Annotated in this window: 12 protein-coding genes; 4 read left to right on the top strand and 8 right to left on the bottom strand. The window is 65.5% G+C overall.

From position 1 onward, the window contains the following. Position 1: 1 nt before the first annotated feature. The 4 genes from OC450_RS21050 to OC450_RS21065 form a co-directional block, all read right to left on the bottom strand. A complete protein-coding gene (locus OC450_RS21050; protein ID WP_262048570.1) occupies positions 2–742 on the bottom strand; it encodes a sulfate transporter family protein in 741 nt (246 codons plus the stop codon). 83 nt (positions 743–825) lie between these two features. Next, on the bottom strand, positions 826–2,853 hold the full coding sequence (locus tag OC450_RS21055) for a S8 family serine peptidase (RefSeq protein WP_262048571.1): 2,028 nt from the start codon (positions 2,851–2,853) through the stop codon (positions 826–828). A gap of 453 nt (positions 2,854–3,306) precedes the next feature. Then, positions 3,307–4,740 carry an MFS transporter gene (locus tag OC450_RS21060; protein ID WP_256807550.1) on the bottom strand — a complete coding sequence of 478 codons (1,434 nt, stop codon included), beginning with the start codon at positions 4,738–4,740 and terminating at the stop codon, positions 3,307–3,309. A gap of 230 nt (positions 4,741–4,970) precedes the next feature. After that, positions 4,971–5,903, bottom strand: a complete 933-nt coding sequence (locus OC450_RS21065; protein WP_211383823.1) for a LysR family transcriptional regulator — start codon at positions 5,901–5,903, stop codon at positions 4,971–4,973. 105 nt (positions 5,904–6,008) lie between these two features. On the opposite strand from OC450_RS21065, the gene OC450_RS21070 reads away from it, so the two are divergent. Further along, positions 6,009–7,181 carry a CaiB/BaiF CoA transferase family protein gene (locus tag OC450_RS21070; protein WP_211383824.1) on the top strand — a complete coding sequence of 391 codons (1,173 nt, stop codon included), beginning with the start codon at positions 6,009–6,011 and terminating at the stop codon, positions 7,179–7,181. Continuing rightward, positions 7,178–8,125, top strand: coding sequence for a hydroxymethylglutaryl-CoA lyase (locus OC450_RS21075; RefSeq protein ID WP_211383825.1), 948 nt, complete (start codon positions 7,178–7,180; stop codon positions 8,123–8,125). The genes OC450_RS21070 and OC450_RS21075 overlap by 4 nt, the downstream gene beginning before the upstream one ends. Before the next feature lie 62 nt (positions 8,126–8,187). Here the strand turns inward: OC450_RS21075 and nikR are convergent, their stop codons facing one another. Next, positions 8,188–8,634, bottom strand: a complete 447-nt coding sequence (nikR, locus tag OC450_RS21080; RefSeq protein WP_256807557.1) for a nickel-responsive transcriptional regulator NikR — start codon at positions 8,632–8,634, stop codon at positions 8,188–8,190. 54 nt (positions 8,635–8,688) lie between these two features. Beyond that, positions 8,689–11,127 (bottom strand): heavy metal translocating P-type ATPase, encoded by a 2,439-nt coding sequence (locus OC450_RS21085; RefSeq protein ID WP_262048572.1) that lies wholly within the window; start codon positions 11,125–11,127, stop codon positions 8,689–8,691. 50 nt (positions 11,128–11,177) lie between these two features. Here OC450_RS21085 and OC450_RS21090 point away from each other — a divergent pair, with 50 nt between their 5' ends. Continuing rightward, on the top strand, positions 11,178–11,453 hold the full coding sequence (locus tag OC450_RS21090) for a metal-sensitive transcriptional regulator (protein WP_063685637.1): 276 nt from the start codon (positions 11,178–11,180) through the stop codon (positions 11,451–11,453). 34 nt (positions 11,454–11,487) lie between these two features. On the opposite strand, the gene OC450_RS21095 is transcribed toward OC450_RS21090, so the two are convergent. Continuing rightward, positions 11,488–12,462 carry a YiiX/YebB-like N1pC/P60 family cysteine hydrolase gene (locus tag OC450_RS21095; RefSeq protein WP_256807561.1) on the bottom strand — a complete coding sequence of 325 codons (975 nt, stop codon included), beginning with the start codon at positions 12,460–12,462 and terminating at the stop codon, positions 11,488–11,490. Between the two features lie 192 nt (positions 12,463–12,654). Between OC450_RS21095 and OC450_RS21100 the strand changes: the two genes are divergently transcribed. Next, complete coding sequence (locus OC450_RS21100) at positions 12,655–14,052, top strand: flavin monoamine oxidase family protein (protein ID WP_211383829.1); 1,398 nt, start codon at positions 12,655–12,657, stop codon at positions 14,050–14,052. On the opposite strand, the gene OC450_RS21105 is transcribed toward OC450_RS21100, so the two are convergent. Further along, a complete protein-coding gene (locus OC450_RS21105; RefSeq protein ID WP_211383830.1) occupies positions 14,049–14,819 on the bottom strand; it encodes a sulfite exporter TauE/SafE family protein in 771 nt (256 codons plus the stop codon). The two genes, OC450_RS21100 and OC450_RS21105, sit on opposite strands and share 4 nt — an antisense overlap. Positions 14,820–14,830: the final 11 nt, after the last annotated feature.

Genomic DNA, 14,830 nt, shown 5'->3' on the forward strand with positions numbered 1-14,830 from the left:
GTCACCGCATCTGCCGTGCCGGCTCGATCAGCTCGGGCCGTGGACCCGACAGCCGCTTGTGCATGTGGACCATGAAGGCCATGCCGAAGATCGGCGTCGCCAGATTGACGATCGGGATCGAGACGAAGGCCGCAATGATCAGGCCGGCAGCGAAGATGGTCGCGGCATTGTCGCGCCGCATCGCCTTGGCTTCCTCCGGCGAGCGGAAGCGCATCGCGGCGAGCTCGAAATATTCGCGTCCCAGCAGCCAGGCCGTGGCGAGGAAGAAGATCAGGAAACCGGCGCCGGCCAGGAACACGAAGGGCAGCGCGATCAGATAGACCAGGATGGTCAACAATGCGGTCTTGACGCCCTCGTAGATCGCCTGGCCGACCGGCAGCGCGACGCCGGGACGCTCGGCGGGATAATGCTCGCGCTCGACATGGTCGGCGACGTCGTCGACGAACAGGCTCGCCACCAGCGAGGTGATCGCCGGCATCAGGAACACTGCGCCGAACACGACGCCAAGGCCCGCCGCGATCGAGACGATCCAGGCCAGGACCTCGAGCGAGCCGTGCCAGCCGGGACCGAGCAGGCCTTCGAGCCAGACCTCGCCATAGATCGCAAACCAGCTGAGCAGCCGCTGCAGGCCGATCGCCAGCACGATGATCAGCACCAGTGCGACGCCGATCGACCGCCACAGGATCGAGCGCATCGGCGGCGAGATCATTTGCGACAGCGCCTTGACGGCGGCATCCAGCATGGGAGTACCTCTCGGGAAAACCACCCGCGAGAGGTAGACATACCCGGAAGGTTCAGCAAGAGGCCGAGCCTTCCGGGAACGCTCTAGCTCACCCTGATGACGAGGGCATAATTCTGCGGCGCGAGGGCGATGGAATGCGCGATGACGGAGATCACGGCTTCGCCGGGCGGCAGATTGTCGAAGATGACCTGCTCCACGTTGTTCCTGCGGTCGAAATCCGTCGAGCCGGCCGGCATGTTGCCGTGACGTTCCTGCTTGTTGGCGACCACGACGAGGTCGAGGTCGCTTTGCAGGCCTTCGCCGGGCGGATCGGTCCAGACCAGCGTGATCTTCAGGCGACGGCCTCCCGCGGGGATCGTCACCGTGCGGTCTTCGCGGTCGCCGGCGTCGAGCTTCTTTTTCTCGTCGAAGAACTGCAAGGTTTCCTTCGCAGCGAGCGGGCCGACCACGGCCTGGACGTCGACCCGGCCGAAGCCCTGACTGTTGTTTGCGACGGAGCCGGCCTCCGACGGATTGTATTGTCCGGCAAGACTGCGTGCTCCGTTGATGATGAGCGCCTTGAGCAGCGCCGCGCTCGGCGACTTCAGTCCGTGGCTCTTTCTCAGGAACGCCCGGACCACGGCAACACACCCGGCGACCAGGGGGGTTGCCATGCTGGTGCCGCCCTCGAACATGTAGAGCGGGTCCTTCGAGAGCTGCCATCCCTCCGATTGCGTGGTGCGGGAGCGCGCTGACAGGATGAACGATCCCGGCGCCACGACGTCGGGCTTGATGCGTTCGTCGTTGGTGGGTCCCCGGCTGCTGAACGCCACCATCCCTTCGGGATTGTTGGCCACGCGATCGGATCGAATGGGAGTGGCTGGAAAATCGTGTGGCCAGGCCGCTCCGTAGGTCATGGTCTGGTTGGGGCGATTGTTCTCGCAGGCGCCGATGGTGAGGCAGTTCTTGGCCGTACCGGGCGGTGTCACGGAGTTGGGGTCCACCTGACCGTTGCCATCCTTGTCGCTGCCTTCATTCCCCGCGGCGAAGCAGATCAGCATGTCGCGATGCGCATAGACGAACGTGTCGAGCTCGTTGGCCTGGGAGTCGTATACGCCGAAGTTTCCGACGCTGCCCCAGGAGTTGGAATGGATTCGCGCCTTGTCGGACTTGTAGGGCGGGCCGAACAGCGCATCGAGGCTGTCGGGCAGGCCGCCGAGATTGCCGCCGCTGTCGAGCACGGATTGCAGGACCAGCTTGGCGCCGGGAGCGGTGCCGCGGATCGGGCCGTCGCTCTTCGACACGCCGTCGCCCAGGGCAGAACCCGCAACATGAGTGCCGTGGCCGTCCGGATCGTCCTTGCGTCCGGGACGGCCGAGCCCATAGAGCTTCTTGACGCGCCCCTTGAAGGCCGGGTGCGTGTTCGTGGTCGATCCCTTGTCGAAACCGGTATCGGCGATCGCGATGATCTCGCCGGTGCCCTCGCCACCATTGCCCGGCGCCGCCGCGGGAACGCGAAGAATTCCCCGCGCGATGTTGTTGAACAGCTTGCGGGGAAACACCTTCTCCACACTGCGGACCTCGTCGAGCGCCGCGACGTCGGCAAGACGGCGCATCTTCAGCGTCACGCGAACCTTGGCGGTGCCCGGGACGACGTCGTCGAGATGCACATGCGCCGCTTCAGCGATCGCCTTTGCGGCGGCCTTCACGCCGATATTGCGGTGGAGCATGACGTCGACGGTCACGCTGGTGCGATCGAGCGCCGCCGGCTTTGCGGCAAGCGCGCGCGCCGCGGCGACCCCGCCGGGTTGAGTGTCCAGATTTCGCAGCGCCGGCGCGATCTTTACGATGCCCGGATAAACGTCTGCCCACGTCACGAACGGCAGCTTCCGGACCTTGTCGAGCCCGGACGCCGGAAAGTGACAGATGACGGCGCTGCCCGGGACGGCTTCCAGGATCTTGGCGCCCGCCTTGGCAAGCTGCTTTCTGCGCTCGGCATTGAGCGGCTGGTTGGTCTGCACGATGATGTAGTCAGATTCCTTCGCATTAGCATGATCCAGCGAGAGCGCTGCGCGTTCCGCATGCGGAGCCGAAGGATCGATCGTGATGCCGTTGATCGTGATCTGTGCCATGGCCGTTCTGCTCTCCCTGAATCATCATCCGTTTTTGTTGTCCGCGATGGCAAAAGCGCCGGCTCGAGGCCACGCCGCGATACGCGTCTCCGCAGCTTGACTTCGACAAGCGTCTTTCATTGGTCGGCCAAGTCGGCCGGCGGTTACAATCCTAGATCGAATTTATTGGTGTCGAATGGGTCGGGGCTATTGACCGATCGCGTGCCGGTTCGGGCCGCAGACGGTTCCGTCGTTCAATAAAGGCAATTCTGGAAAAAAGGCGCGCAGTATCTGAACCAATCCAGACTTCAGACTACACCTAGAGTTGAGGCGCGACAATCCGTCTTCCGGCCGCAGGCGGAGCACGTCGTGGCAAGCTCGGCGACGCCGATCCCGCCGCCGGCTATCGGATCTTCCTCAACGGCATCGGCACGACGACCGCGGCACCAGCTGAGTGCCATGACGTGCGGAACGTCACACCGTATCCAGCGGCCTGCCGCGCACGTTCGGGCCGAACAGCGCCATGGCGATCACCACGATCAGCATCGCCGCGGTAATCAGGCCGAACACGCCGGTGACGCCGGCCTCCTTCAGCATGTAGGCGACGATGAAGCCCGAGAACGTCGCGCTCAGCCGGCTCATCGAATAGACGAGGCCGGAGGCGCGCGCCCGGATCTGGGTCGGAAACACCTCGGTCTGGTAGGCGTGATAGGCGTAGGACATCGTCGTGTTGCAGGCCGTCAGCAGCACGCCGCAGACGATCAGCAGTACGGGCTCGGTCAGCTGCGCGAACGCCATGCCGAAGACGATGATGGCGACGCAGGCTCCGGCGATGATCCACCGGCGCTCGAATTTGTCGGCAAAGCTCGAGGCCAGCAGCGGCGCGATCGGATAGGCGAAGGCGACGATGAAGGAATATTGCAGGCTCTTGGTGATGTTGATGCCCTTCTCCACCAGCAGCGTCGGCACCCAGTTGGCGAAGCCGTAGAAGCCGAAGGCCTGGCAGAGGTTGAACACCATGAAGAGGACGACGAGCGAGAGATAAGGCGGGCGGAACAGGTCGGCGAAGCCGACGTCCGCGGCCGAGCGCGTGGCCAGCGGTGCGGGCGGCGGCGCCGGTCGCGCCGGAGCAATGTTTCCGCCGGCGGCTCCAAGCTTTGCCAGTTCGAGTCTTGCAAGGATGCGATAGGCTTCCTCGGCGCGGCCGTGCCGCGCCAGCCAGAGCGGGCTTTCGGGCAGGAACAGCCGCAGCACCCAGACGATCATGCTGGCGGCGGCACCAATCAGCACCACCCAGCGCCAGCCGTCGATGCCGTAAGGCGCGAGCGGCACCAGCCACCAGGCGAGAAAGGCGACGACGGGCACGGCGATGAACATGATCGACTGGTTCACCGCGAAAGCGCGGCCGCGCATCCGGCTCGGCACGAGCTCGGTGATGTAGGCGTCGATGGTGATGACCTCGACGCCGATGCCGATGCCGGCGAGGAAGCGCCAGAACAGCAGGCCTTCCGGGGAGGTCTGGCAGGCCATGATCACGGATGCCGCGGTATAGAAGAGCAGGGCATAGGTGAAGATCGCGCGGCGGCCGAAGCGGTCGGCCAGAAAGCCGAGGAAGAAGGTGCCGACGAACAGGCCGGCAAAGGTCGCGGCGACGAAAGCCCCGATGCCGGAGAAGCCGAAGAAGGCCTGCGTCGTCGTGGAGAGCAGGCCGCTGCGAATGAGGCCCGGCGCGATATAGCCGGTGAGGAACAGATCGTAGATCTCGAAGCAGCCGCCGAGCGAGAGCAGGACGACGAGGCGCCAGACGTAAGCGGAGCCGGGCATCGCCTCCAGGCGCTGCGAGATTTCATCCGGTGCCGCGGATGCGGTGCCGAGCTCAAAGCCAGTGCCGATGCCGACAACGCTCATGAAATCCTCCCCGGAAGAGCGCGCATCTGCGTGCGGCTCTGGTTCCCGGCGGCTTTCTTGCTGAAGCTCTGCCGGATCGCGGCCATGTTGGCGTCCGCGAGCCAGAAATCCAGACGAACATATCGATGGAAGCGTTCGAGATTTTCGAACTCGGCTATGAGAGGCAGGACAGACGCTCGGCGAACCCGGTTACCTCTCCCGCAAGCGGGAGAGGGAGCGCACCATCGTGTCTACTCCGCCAGCGTCGCCTGCCAGCCGCCGCTGCGCACCTGCCCGGCGATCAGCGCCAGCATCAGGCGACGCATCTCCTCCATGGCATAGGTCATCGGGCGGTTGCGCAGGCGGCAGAGATAGAGCGTGCGGGTCAGCTTCGGCTCGATCACCTCGCGCGCGACCAGGCGGCCCGCCGCAAGCTCCTCCCGTGCGAACAGCTTTGTCGCGATGGTGCAGCCCAGTCCTTCCACCAGCGCGCCGGTCATGCCTGTGATCGAGTTGGCGTGCAGGATGGCGCCGCCTTCCAGCCGCTTGAGCAGCACCGGATCGTCCAGCAGCGCGCGCGAGGACAGGCCGAGACCGTAGCGAAGCAGGATCAGCGGCAGCCGGTTCAGCTCCTCGAAGCGGATCGGCGCCTTGCTCTTGCCGACCAGTTTTGGAATGCCGACGAGGAACATCTCCTCTTCGAGCACGGCTTCCGTGATCAGCTCCTTCTCCGACGGCGGATTGTAGACCAGCGCGAGATCGACATTGGACACCATCAGATGCATCAGCGTCGCGCCCGACAGGCTCTCGGTGAGCGACATCTTGAGCTTGGGATATTTGGTGAGCACCGTGCGCATCAGCTCGACGCCGATCGCCTTGACGCCGGAATTTGCCATGCCGATCGAGATGTCGCCGGCAATGACGCGAGCGCCCTCGCGCACCTCGGTCTCGGCCTCCGCCATCGCACGCAGGATGATGCGCGCGTGTTCATAGAGCCGCTCGCCGGCCGCGGTCGGCTCCATGCCGCGCGACTTGCGCTCGAACAGGGGCGTTGCGAACTCGGCCTCCAGGTTCGAAATATGATGGCTCAGCGCGGACTGCGCGACATTGACCTGGTCGGCCGCACGCGACAGGTTCCGCTGCTCGTAGACGGCGATGAAATAACGGAGCTGGCGTGAATCCATGGCAGAAAAGCGTTCTATAATCGTGAAGATAATCTTCGATAGATTATATTTTTCAGATGGCTTGTGAAGGCCTAGTCTTTGGGATGGACGAACAGGGAGACACGCATGGCCGAGACCGGACTGCCGCTTGCAGGCGTGCGCGTCGTCGAGATGACCCACATGGTCATGGGCCCGACCTGCGGTATGATCCTCGCCCAATTGGGCGCGGAGGTGATCAAGGTCGAGCCGCCCGCGGGCGACAAGACCCGCTCCCTTGGCGGCATGGGCACCGCGTTCTTTCCGCTGTTCAACCGCGGCAAGCGCAGCGTGGTGCTGGATTTCGAGCAGCCGGATGATCGCGACACCATGCACCGGCTGCTCGCGAGCGCCGATGTGTTCCTGGAGAATTTCCGCGACGGCCAGCTCGAGAAGCAGGGACTTGGCGCGGACGAATTGCGCCGCCTTCATCCGCATCTGATCATCGCCGGCCACAAGGGTTTCCTGTCCGGCCCCTACGAGCATCGCCCTGCGCTAGACGAGGTCGTGCAGATGATGTCGGGACTCGCGGCCATGACCGGCACCAAGGAAAAACCGCAGCGCGTCGGCTCGTCCGCCAATGACATCATGGGCGGCATGTTCGGCGTGATCGCGATCCTCGCGGCGCTCTACCAGAAGCGCGGAGGCAAACGTGACGGCGCCGACATCCGCATCGGCCTGTTCGAGAACTGCCTGTTCCTGGTCGCCCAGCACATGGTCGAATACGAGATGACCGGCAACAAGCCGCGCTCGATGCCGGAGCGCGAGCACGCCTGGCCGATCTACGACATCTTCGAGACCGCCGGCGGCGAGCGCATCTTCATCGGCGTCGTCACCGAAGGCCATTGGCGGAGCTTTTGCCGCGAATTTGGCCTGGCCGAGTTTCTCGATGATCCCGCCTTGCGCACCACGACCGATCGCATCCTCGCGCGCGGGCGGATCATTCCGCGCGCCGCAGAGGTGGTGAGGCAGTGGGACGTGACGAAGCTGTCCGAGAAGCTCGATGCGCTCAACATCTGCTTCTCGCCGATCAATCGGCCCGAGGATCTCTTTGCCGATCCCCATGTGCTGCGGCCGGGCGGGCTCGTCAACAATGTCACCGCCGACGGCAAACCGTTCCGGGTGCCGGCGCTGCCGATCGAGTGGAACGGCCGCAACATCGGCGAAGGCCTGAAGGTCGCGCCGCTCGGCGCCGACACCGCGACGGTTCGCGCCGAGATCGACGATCAAGACGTCACGTCAAAAACAGGGAGGCGCGCATGAGCCGGATTCAGGAGATCTACCCCGCAGACCGCGTCAGCCTGCGCGAAGTGGGTCTGCGCGACGGGCTCCAGCTCGTGAAGAAAATTCCGCCGACAGGCGCCAAGCAGCGCTGGGTCCGCGAGGAATATGCCGCCGGCGTGCGGCATTTCGAGGTCGGATCGTTCCTGCCGGCAAAGACCTTTCCGCAATTCGTCGATGTCCGCGACGTCGTCGCGACCGTCGCGGCATTGCCCGGCGCGCATGGCATCGCGCTCGCCCTGAACGAGCGCGGGGTGAACGAGGCGCTGCAATCCGGCGTCGGCGAGATCGCCTCGGTGGTCTCGGCCACGGAAGAGCACAGCCAGGCCAATGCGCACCGCTCGCGCGAATCCGCGATCGCCAATGTGAAACGTCTCTGCGACATGCGCGATGCGAGCTCCCACAAGCCGCTGGTGAATGCCGCGATCTCGATGGCGCTCGGCTGTTCCATCACCGGCGCGGTTGATCCTGCAGAGGTGCTTCGCCTGGTCGACAAATGCCTTGAGGCCGGCGTCGACTTCGTCGCGATCGCCGATACCGTCGGCTATGCCGGGCCGAAACAGGTGGCCGAGCTGACGCGCGCTGCGGTTAAGCTCGCGGGACCAAAGCCGATCTGCATCCATCTCCACGACACCCGCGGCATGGGCATTGCGAATGCGGCGGCCGCGCTCGACGAAGGCGTCCGTATCCTCGACGGCTCGCTCGGCGGCCTCGGCGGCTGCCCCTTCGCGCCCGGCGCAACCGGCAACGTCGTGTTCGAGGACCTGGTGTTCCTCTGCGAGAGCAAGGGTTTTGCGACGGGCATCGATCTCGAGAAGCTGATCGCGGTGCGCAGGATCCTGCGCGAGGAAATGCCGAACGAGGCGCTGTACGGCGGCATCGCGCGGGCGGGCCTGCCGGGCGGGACCGCGGCGAAGGCGGCGTGAGGTTTTCTTCTCTTCTCCCGCAAGCAGGGGAGAGGGGAAGTGGACCGTGCTGTCAGTTCGACCTACTCATGCCGATGCCCGTGCTTGCGCACCTTCGCCTGCTTGCCATCCCCCGTCGGGATCATCACCACGCGCCCGTAGCGCACGCCGCGTTCGGCGATGATGTGGTCGGCGAAATGCTTGACCTCGCCGGCGTCGCCGCGCAGGGCGGTCATCTCCATGCAATTGTTGTCGTCGAGATGAACGTGCAGCGTTGCCAGCGCGAGGTCGTGGTGGCCGTGGAATTCCTGCACCAGTCGTTTCGACAGATCGCGCGCGGCGTGGTCGTAGACATAGACGAGGCCGGCGACGCAAGAACCGGTCTGCGCGGTATCCTCACTGCTCTGCTGCAGGCCGGCGCGGGCGAGATCGCGGATGATCTCGGAGCGGTTCTGGTAGCCGCGCGCTTCGGCCGCCGCGTCGATCTCCGCCAGGAGATCGTCCTCGATCGTGATCGTAATCCGCTGCATCAGGTCTTCTCCGCGTACGCCGAATGGAGCTGTTTTACACGGATTTTGCGACCCTCACAGCCGCGTCGCGCGCAGCCTCAGCGCATTTCCGACCACGCTGACCGAGGACAGCGCCATCGCTGCTGCGGCGATGATCGGCGACAGCAGGATGCCGAACGACGGATAGAGGATACCGGCGGCGATCGGAATGCCGGCCGCGTTGTAGATGAAGGCGAAGAACAGATTTTGCCGGATATTGCTCATCGTCGCCTGCGACAGTTTTCGCGCGCGCACGATGCCAATGAGGTCGCCCTTCAGCAGGGTGACGCCCGCGCTCTCCATCGCCACGTCGGTGCCGGTGCCCATGGCGATGCCGACTTCGGCCGCGGCCAGCGCCGGGGCGTCGTTGACGCCGTCTCCGGCCATCGCGACGATGCGGCCGGCCTTTTGCAGCCTTGTCACCACCGCGCTCTTCTGGTCCGGCAGCACCTCGGCTTCGACCTCGGCGATGCCAAGCCGGCGCGCCACCGCTTCCGCCGTGGTTCGATTGTCGCCGGTCAGCATGATGACCTTGATGCCTTCGGCAGCTAATGCCTTCAGCGCCTCCGGCGTCGAAGCCTTGACGGGATCGGCGATCGCGAACAGGCCGGCGAGCCGGCCGTCGACGGCCATGTTGATCACCGTGGCGCCGTCGCCGCGCAGGCGCTCGGCCTCGGCGTCGAGCGCTTTGGTATCGATGCCGATCGATGTCAGATATCGCGCATTGCCGAGCACGATGGTTTTGCCGTCGACCTTGCCGGTCGCGCCCTTGCCGGTCGGCGAATCGAACTGCTCGACTTCGCCAAGGGCGAGCTGCTTCTCCTTTGCCGCGCGCACGATGGCGTCGGCCATGGGATGCTCGCTGGCGCGCTCGATGCTGGCAGCCATGCGGAGGATGTCATCTTCCGCAAATCCGGCCGAAGGCAGGATCGCGACGACCTTGGGCTTGCCCTCGGTCAGGGTGCCGGTCTTGTCGACGACCAGCGTGTCGATCTTCTCCATCCGCTCCAGCGCCTCGGCGTTCTTGATCAGCACGCCCGCCTGCGCGCCGCGGCCGACCCCGACCATGATCGACATCGGGGTCGCAAGGCCAAGCGCGCAGGGGCAGGCGATGATCAGAACGCTGACGGCGGCGACGAGACCGAAGGCGAGCCGCGGTTCCGGGCCGAACCAGGCCCAGGCCGCAAAGGCCGCGATGGCAACGGCAATGACGGTCGGCACGAACCAGCCGGCGACCTGATCGGCCAGCCGCTGGATCGGCGCGCGTGAGCGCTGCGCGTCCGCGACCATCTGCACGATCTGCGACAGCAGCGTCTCGCGTCCGACCTTGTCGGCGCGCATGATGAAGCCGCCCGACTGGTTGAGCGTGCCGGCGATGACTTTTGCGCCGCTCTCCTTGGTGACCGGCATGGATTCGCCCGTCACGAGCGACTCGTCGAGCGAGGAGCGCCCCTCCAGGATGGTGCCGTCGACCGGCACCTTCTCGCCCGGACGAATGCGCAGACGATCGCCGGCGTGGAGCGTCTCGATCTCGACCTCATGCTCGCCACCGTCGGCATCGACGCGGCGTGCGGTCTTCGGCGCGAGCTGGAGCAGCGCCCTGATCGCGCCCGAGGTCGCATCGCGGGCGCGAAGCTCCAGCACCTGTCCGAGCAACACCAGCACGGTGATGACGGCGGCCGCTTCGAAATAAACGGCGACCGCACCCTCATGGGCGCGGAAATTGGCAGGAAAGATCTGCGGCGCGAGCGTGCCGATCAGGCTGTAGACGTAGGCGACGCCGGTGCCCATCGCGATCAGCGTGAACATGTTGAGGTTGCGCGTCAGCAGCGACTGCCAGCCGCGGACGAAGAACGGCCAGCCGGCCCACAGCACCACGGGCGTGGCGAAGACCAGCTGGATCCAGTTGGAGAGGGTCTGGTCGATCCAGTTGTGCGGACCCGCGAGATGGCCGCCCATCTCCAGCACCACGGCCGGCAGCGCCAGCGTGCCGCCGATCCAGAGCCGCCGCGTCATGTCGGCAAGCTCCGGGTTGGGGCCGGTCTCCAGGCTCGCCACCTCCGGCTCCAGCGCCATGCCGCAGATCGGGCAGCTTCCGGGTCCGACCTGGCGAATCTGCGGATGCATCGGGCAGGTGTAGATCGTGCCCGCGGGCATCTCGGGCTCGCTCGCCTTGTCCTTGGCGAGGTACTTGGCGGGATCGGCGGCGAATTTGGTGCGGCAACCGGCCGAGCAGAAATGGAAGGTCTCGCCGTGATGCTCGAACCGGTGCTTCGAGGTCGAAGGATCGACCGTCATGCCGCAGACGGGATCGCGGACTTTTGCGGCAGCGGCGCCGTGGCCGGCATGATCGCCGTGCCCGCCGCAGCAGGAGGAAGCCGCGGGCTTGTCGGCGGGTGGAACAGGCTTGGCGGAGCAGCCGCATCCGGAAGGTGTTTCCGACTGGTGATGGTGCCCGTGCTCGGTGTCGTTCATTGCCTCGCTCCAGCCTTGCAATTTATACCCTAGGGGGGTATATAGGCGGCATGCGCAAGGACATCAAGGCATCTGTCGGAAAACGTCTCGGCCGGATCGAAGGGCAGGTTCGCGGCCTCTCGAAAATGGTCGAGGAGGACCGCTACTGCATCGACATCGTGACACAGATCTCGGCGGTGCGCGCCGCGCTGCGCCGGGTCGAGGAAGAGGTCTTGAAGGACCACGTCGCCCATTGCGTCGAGCACGCGATATCGAGCGGCGACAAGGCCGATCAGCGCGAGAAGATCGCGGAGCTGATGGCGGTGATCGGTCGGGCGGAGCGGTAGGTTGCCGTCATTGTCGACGGTGGAGCGAGGACGGCTATGCCGCCATCTCCTGCGCCCGTCCCCGCGCGCGGTAGATCGCGAGTTCGGTGAGCAGCACAAAATGCTCGGAGAAAGCGACGGCCATCTCCGCCGCCGCTTCGCTCATTACTTCCTCAGCCGGAATTTCATCTTGCGCCGCCTCGTCAACCGCTTCAGGAACGAGCGGCGGCGCACTGATCGCTTCTGGAAACACCCCGAATGAGCCTGCTACCTCCTCGAGCGGCTTTTGCTTGTCGGCCCAGTGCAGGGCTGTGTAGTCGAAGCCGTGCACGATGGTGGGTTTGACGACTTCGAAATAGGGCGAGATGTCGAAGTCGCGGGGCATGTAGAGCGAGGAATCGCGGATGTGCAGGATCTCGCGGCGGGCCGCGCGGCTGCCGGCCTTGGTGATCTTCGGCAGGATCGGATAGCGCACGGCGTCGAACGCCTGCGCGATCAGCGCCGAGCAGATGATCTTGGTGGGATCACCCGAGCCGATCGCGATCATGCGGCGCCGCCAGCGCTGCGGGATCGGCAGCGGAAACAGGAAGCGCATGAGATCGACGATGTTCTTGGTGTCGTAGCCGAAGCCGATGCGGTTGATCGCATAGCGGCAGACGGTGGTGCGGTCCTCGTAGGACAGACCGACCGGACGGCAAACGCGGGTGTGATAGGGAAAATATTTCGACAGCGGCGCGGAGGTGACGCCTTCGCCGATATTGGCCTCGATCAGCACGTGCGGCTCGCCGTCGGGTTCCTGCGCCCCCTCGATCGGGCCGACATAGAGCGCGCCATGCGACCATGTCGACTGCGTCAGATATTTGATGATGCCGGAGATGCGGTTGTTGCCCTCGACCAGCAGCACGTCGCCGGGTTCGATGACGCCGCGCAGGTGCTCCGGGTCGCTCGGCGTGAACGGCTCGTAGCCCGGCACCTCCTTCGAGAGGTACGCGGCAATCAGCTTGCCGACTGAATCCAGGACCGTCCCCATTTCAAACTCCCCCCGCGGCCTTTTCCGGCCACCTTTTTCCCTTCTCTATCATGGTCGGAACGTGTTGCAATTCGGTTCATCGCTCTGTGAGATCAAGCACGATTGATTCACCATGATGGTTGCCGCGCAACATCAGATACGGCAAGGTTCTCTGGCTGTTCCCGTTCGCCGCAAGTCCCCGGAAACCATGACATGACAATCACGCGCCGCAGCTTCCTATCGGCGTCGGCGGGCCTTGTTGCGATGCCGGTCCTGCGCGCAACCGCCGCACCCCTGCCGCGCGAGGCTGACATCGTCGTGATCGGCGCGGGCGCAGCCGGAATTGCCGCAGCGCGGCGCATCATGGCGGCCAACCGCAAGGTCGTGGTGGTGGAAGCCGCAGGCCAGATCGGCGGGCGCTGCATCACCGACACCACGACCTTCGACACGCCGTTCGATCGCGGTGCACGCTGGATGCACAATCCCGACACCAATCCGATGATCCGGCTGGCCCGCAGTGCTGGGCTCGACGTGCTGCCCGCGCCGTCGGGCCAGAAGATGCGCATCGGCCGCCGCAACGCGCGCGCCGGCGAGACCGAGGAATTTCTGGCGGCGCTGGTACGTGCCAACCGCGCGATCGACGAGGCCGCGCGCGGCAAGCTCGACACCGCCTGCGCCTCGGTGCTGCCGAAGGATCTCGGCGACTGGGCCGGCGCGGCCGAGTTCATGCTGGGTGCGAGCTTCGCCGGCAAGGACCTTAAGGAGTTTTCTGCGATCGACAAGGCGCGTGCCCAGGACCGCAATGCCGCGATCGCCTGTCGCCAGGGCCTCGGCACGCTGATCGCCAGGCTCGGCGAGCAGGTGCCGGTCGCACTGGCGACGCCGGCAAGCCGAATCGCCTGGAGCAATCGCGATGTCAGCGTCGAGACGCAAGCCGGCAAGATCGCCGCGCGCGCCGCCATCATCACGGTCTCGACAAATGTGCTGACATCGGGCGCGATCAAGTTCGGGCCTGACATTCCCAAGCGCACGCTCGATGCCGCCGCGAAGCTCAGCCTCGGCAGCTACGATCACATCGTGCTGCAACTGCCGGGCAATCCGCTCGGCCTCGCGCGCGACGACATCCTCATCGAGCAGAGCAATTCGACACGCACGGCGCTGATGTTCGCCAATATCGGCGGCTCCTCGCTGTGCTCGATCGATGTCGGCGGCTCGTTCGGCCGCGATCTTTCCGAGCAGGGCGAAAAGGCGATGACGGCCTTCGCCAGGGAATGGATCACGAAACTGTTCGGCAGCGAAGTCGCCGCTGCCGTGCAGAAGGCCAGCGCGACGCGCTGGAATGCCTCGCCCTTCGCGATGGGCGCAATGTCGGCGTCCGCACCCGGCGGGCAGCTTTCGCGCAGAATCCTGAGCGAGCCGATCGGCAATCTGTTCCTCGCCGGCGAAGCCACGCACGAGACATTGTGGGGCACCGTCGACGGCGCCTGGGACAGCGGCGAGCGCGCCGCGGATGCGGCCTTGCGCAAGATCGGCGCACTCAAGGACGAGCCGGCCGATGTCCCGACGCAGTCGACGAAGAAGCGGCGCGCGCCGCGGCGGCAGGCCAACTAGCGCAAGACGCCATCCAGCACCGGCAGCCCCGCGATCACCGCCGTCGCGATCAGCGCGTAGCAAATCCCGCGAAACACCTTTTCGCTGGCGCGGCCGAACAGCGATGCGCCGAACGCGACGCCGACGGCATAGACCGGGCCGACGATGAGCGAGAGCACCAGCGATTCGCGGCTGATCAGCCCGGTCGTCGCGTAGCTGATCATCGAGAACAGATCCGAGGCGCCGAAGAACAGCACGATGTTGGCGCGCGCGACGATCGGGGCGATGGGACGGCCGAGCCAATAGCCGACGATCGGCGGGCCGCCGGTCTGCGCGAGACCACTGCAGAAGCCGGAGAGGCCGCCGATGCCGACCGAGAGCCAGGCGTGGTCCTTGCCGCGATAACGCCAGCCCGACAGCAGCAGAAGCAGCAGCGCGGCGACGAAGCAGGAGATGATCCAGCGCGTGGTGACGGGCTCGAGCACGCTGAGGAAATAGGTGCCGACGGGGACGCCGACCAGCGCGCCCAGCACGATCACGGCGGTGGCCTTGCGGTCGGCCTTGCGCCAGGCATCGGGCAGCATCGGCGCGGCCGCGACGAAATCGATCACGAGCAGCAGGGCGGCGACGAGACGCGGTGCCGCGATGCTGCTCGCCAGCGGCATGAAGATCAGCGCCGAGCCGAAGCCGGAGAAGCCGCGCGCGGTGCCCGAAACGAAAGCGACGGCGCAGAGCGCCATCGCAATGGTGAGGCTGACGTCCTTGGGAAGAAAGTCAGTGAGGGTCATGCTCTCGGTTT

Origin of the sequence: Bradyrhizobium sp. Bra78 (assembly GCF_024519855.1) — a bacterium.
Lineage (GTDB): Bacteria > Pseudomonadota > Alphaproteobacteria > Rhizobiales > Xanthobacteraceae > Bradyrhizobium > Bradyrhizobium japonicum_G.

Bases quoted from the DNA above. Each gene is read 5' to 3' on its own strand.
- OC450_RS21050 (WP_262048570.1), bottom strand. From the start codon at position 742: ATGCTGGATGCCGCCGTCAAGGCGCTGTCGCAAATGATCTCGCCGCCG.
- OC450_RS21055 (WP_262048571.1), bottom strand. From the start codon at position 2,853: ATGGCACAGATCACGATCAACGGCATCACGATCGATCCTTCGGCTCCG.
- OC450_RS21060 (WP_256807550.1), bottom strand. From the start codon at position 4,740: ATGAGCGTTGTCGGCATCGGCACTGGCTTTGAGCTCGGCACCGCATCC.
- OC450_RS21065 (WP_211383823.1), bottom strand. From the start codon at position 5,903: ATGGATTCACGCCAGCTCCGTTATTTCATCGCCGTCTACGAGCAGCGG.
- OC450_RS21070 (WP_211383824.1), top strand. From the start codon at position 6,009: ATGGCCGAGACCGGACTGCCGCTTGCAGGCGTGCGCGTCGTCGAGATG.
- OC450_RS21075 (WP_211383825.1), top strand. From the start codon at position 7,178: ATGAGCCGGATTCAGGAGATCTACCCCGCAGACCGCGTCAGCCTGCGC.
- nikR (WP_256807557.1), bottom strand. From the start codon at position 8,634: ATGCAGCGGATTACGATCACGATCGAGGACGATCTCCTGGCGGAGATC.
- OC450_RS21085 (WP_262048572.1), bottom strand. From the start codon at position 11,127: ATGAACGACACCGAGCACGGGCACCATCACCAGTCGGAAACACCTTCC.
- OC450_RS21090 (WP_063685637.1), top strand. From the start codon at position 11,178: ATGCGCAAGGACATCAAGGCATCTGTCGGAAAACGTCTCGGCCGGATC.
- OC450_RS21095 (WP_256807561.1), bottom strand. From the start codon at position 12,462: ATGGGGACGGTCCTGGATTCAGTCGGCAAGCTGATTGCCGCGTACCTC.
- OC450_RS21100 (WP_211383829.1), top strand. From the start codon at position 12,655: ATGACAATCACGCGCCGCAGCTTCCTATCGGCGTCGGCGGGCCTTGTT.
- OC450_RS21105 (WP_211383830.1), bottom strand. From the start codon at position 14,819: ATGACCCTCACTGACTTTCTTCCCAAGGACGTCAGCCTCACCATTGCG.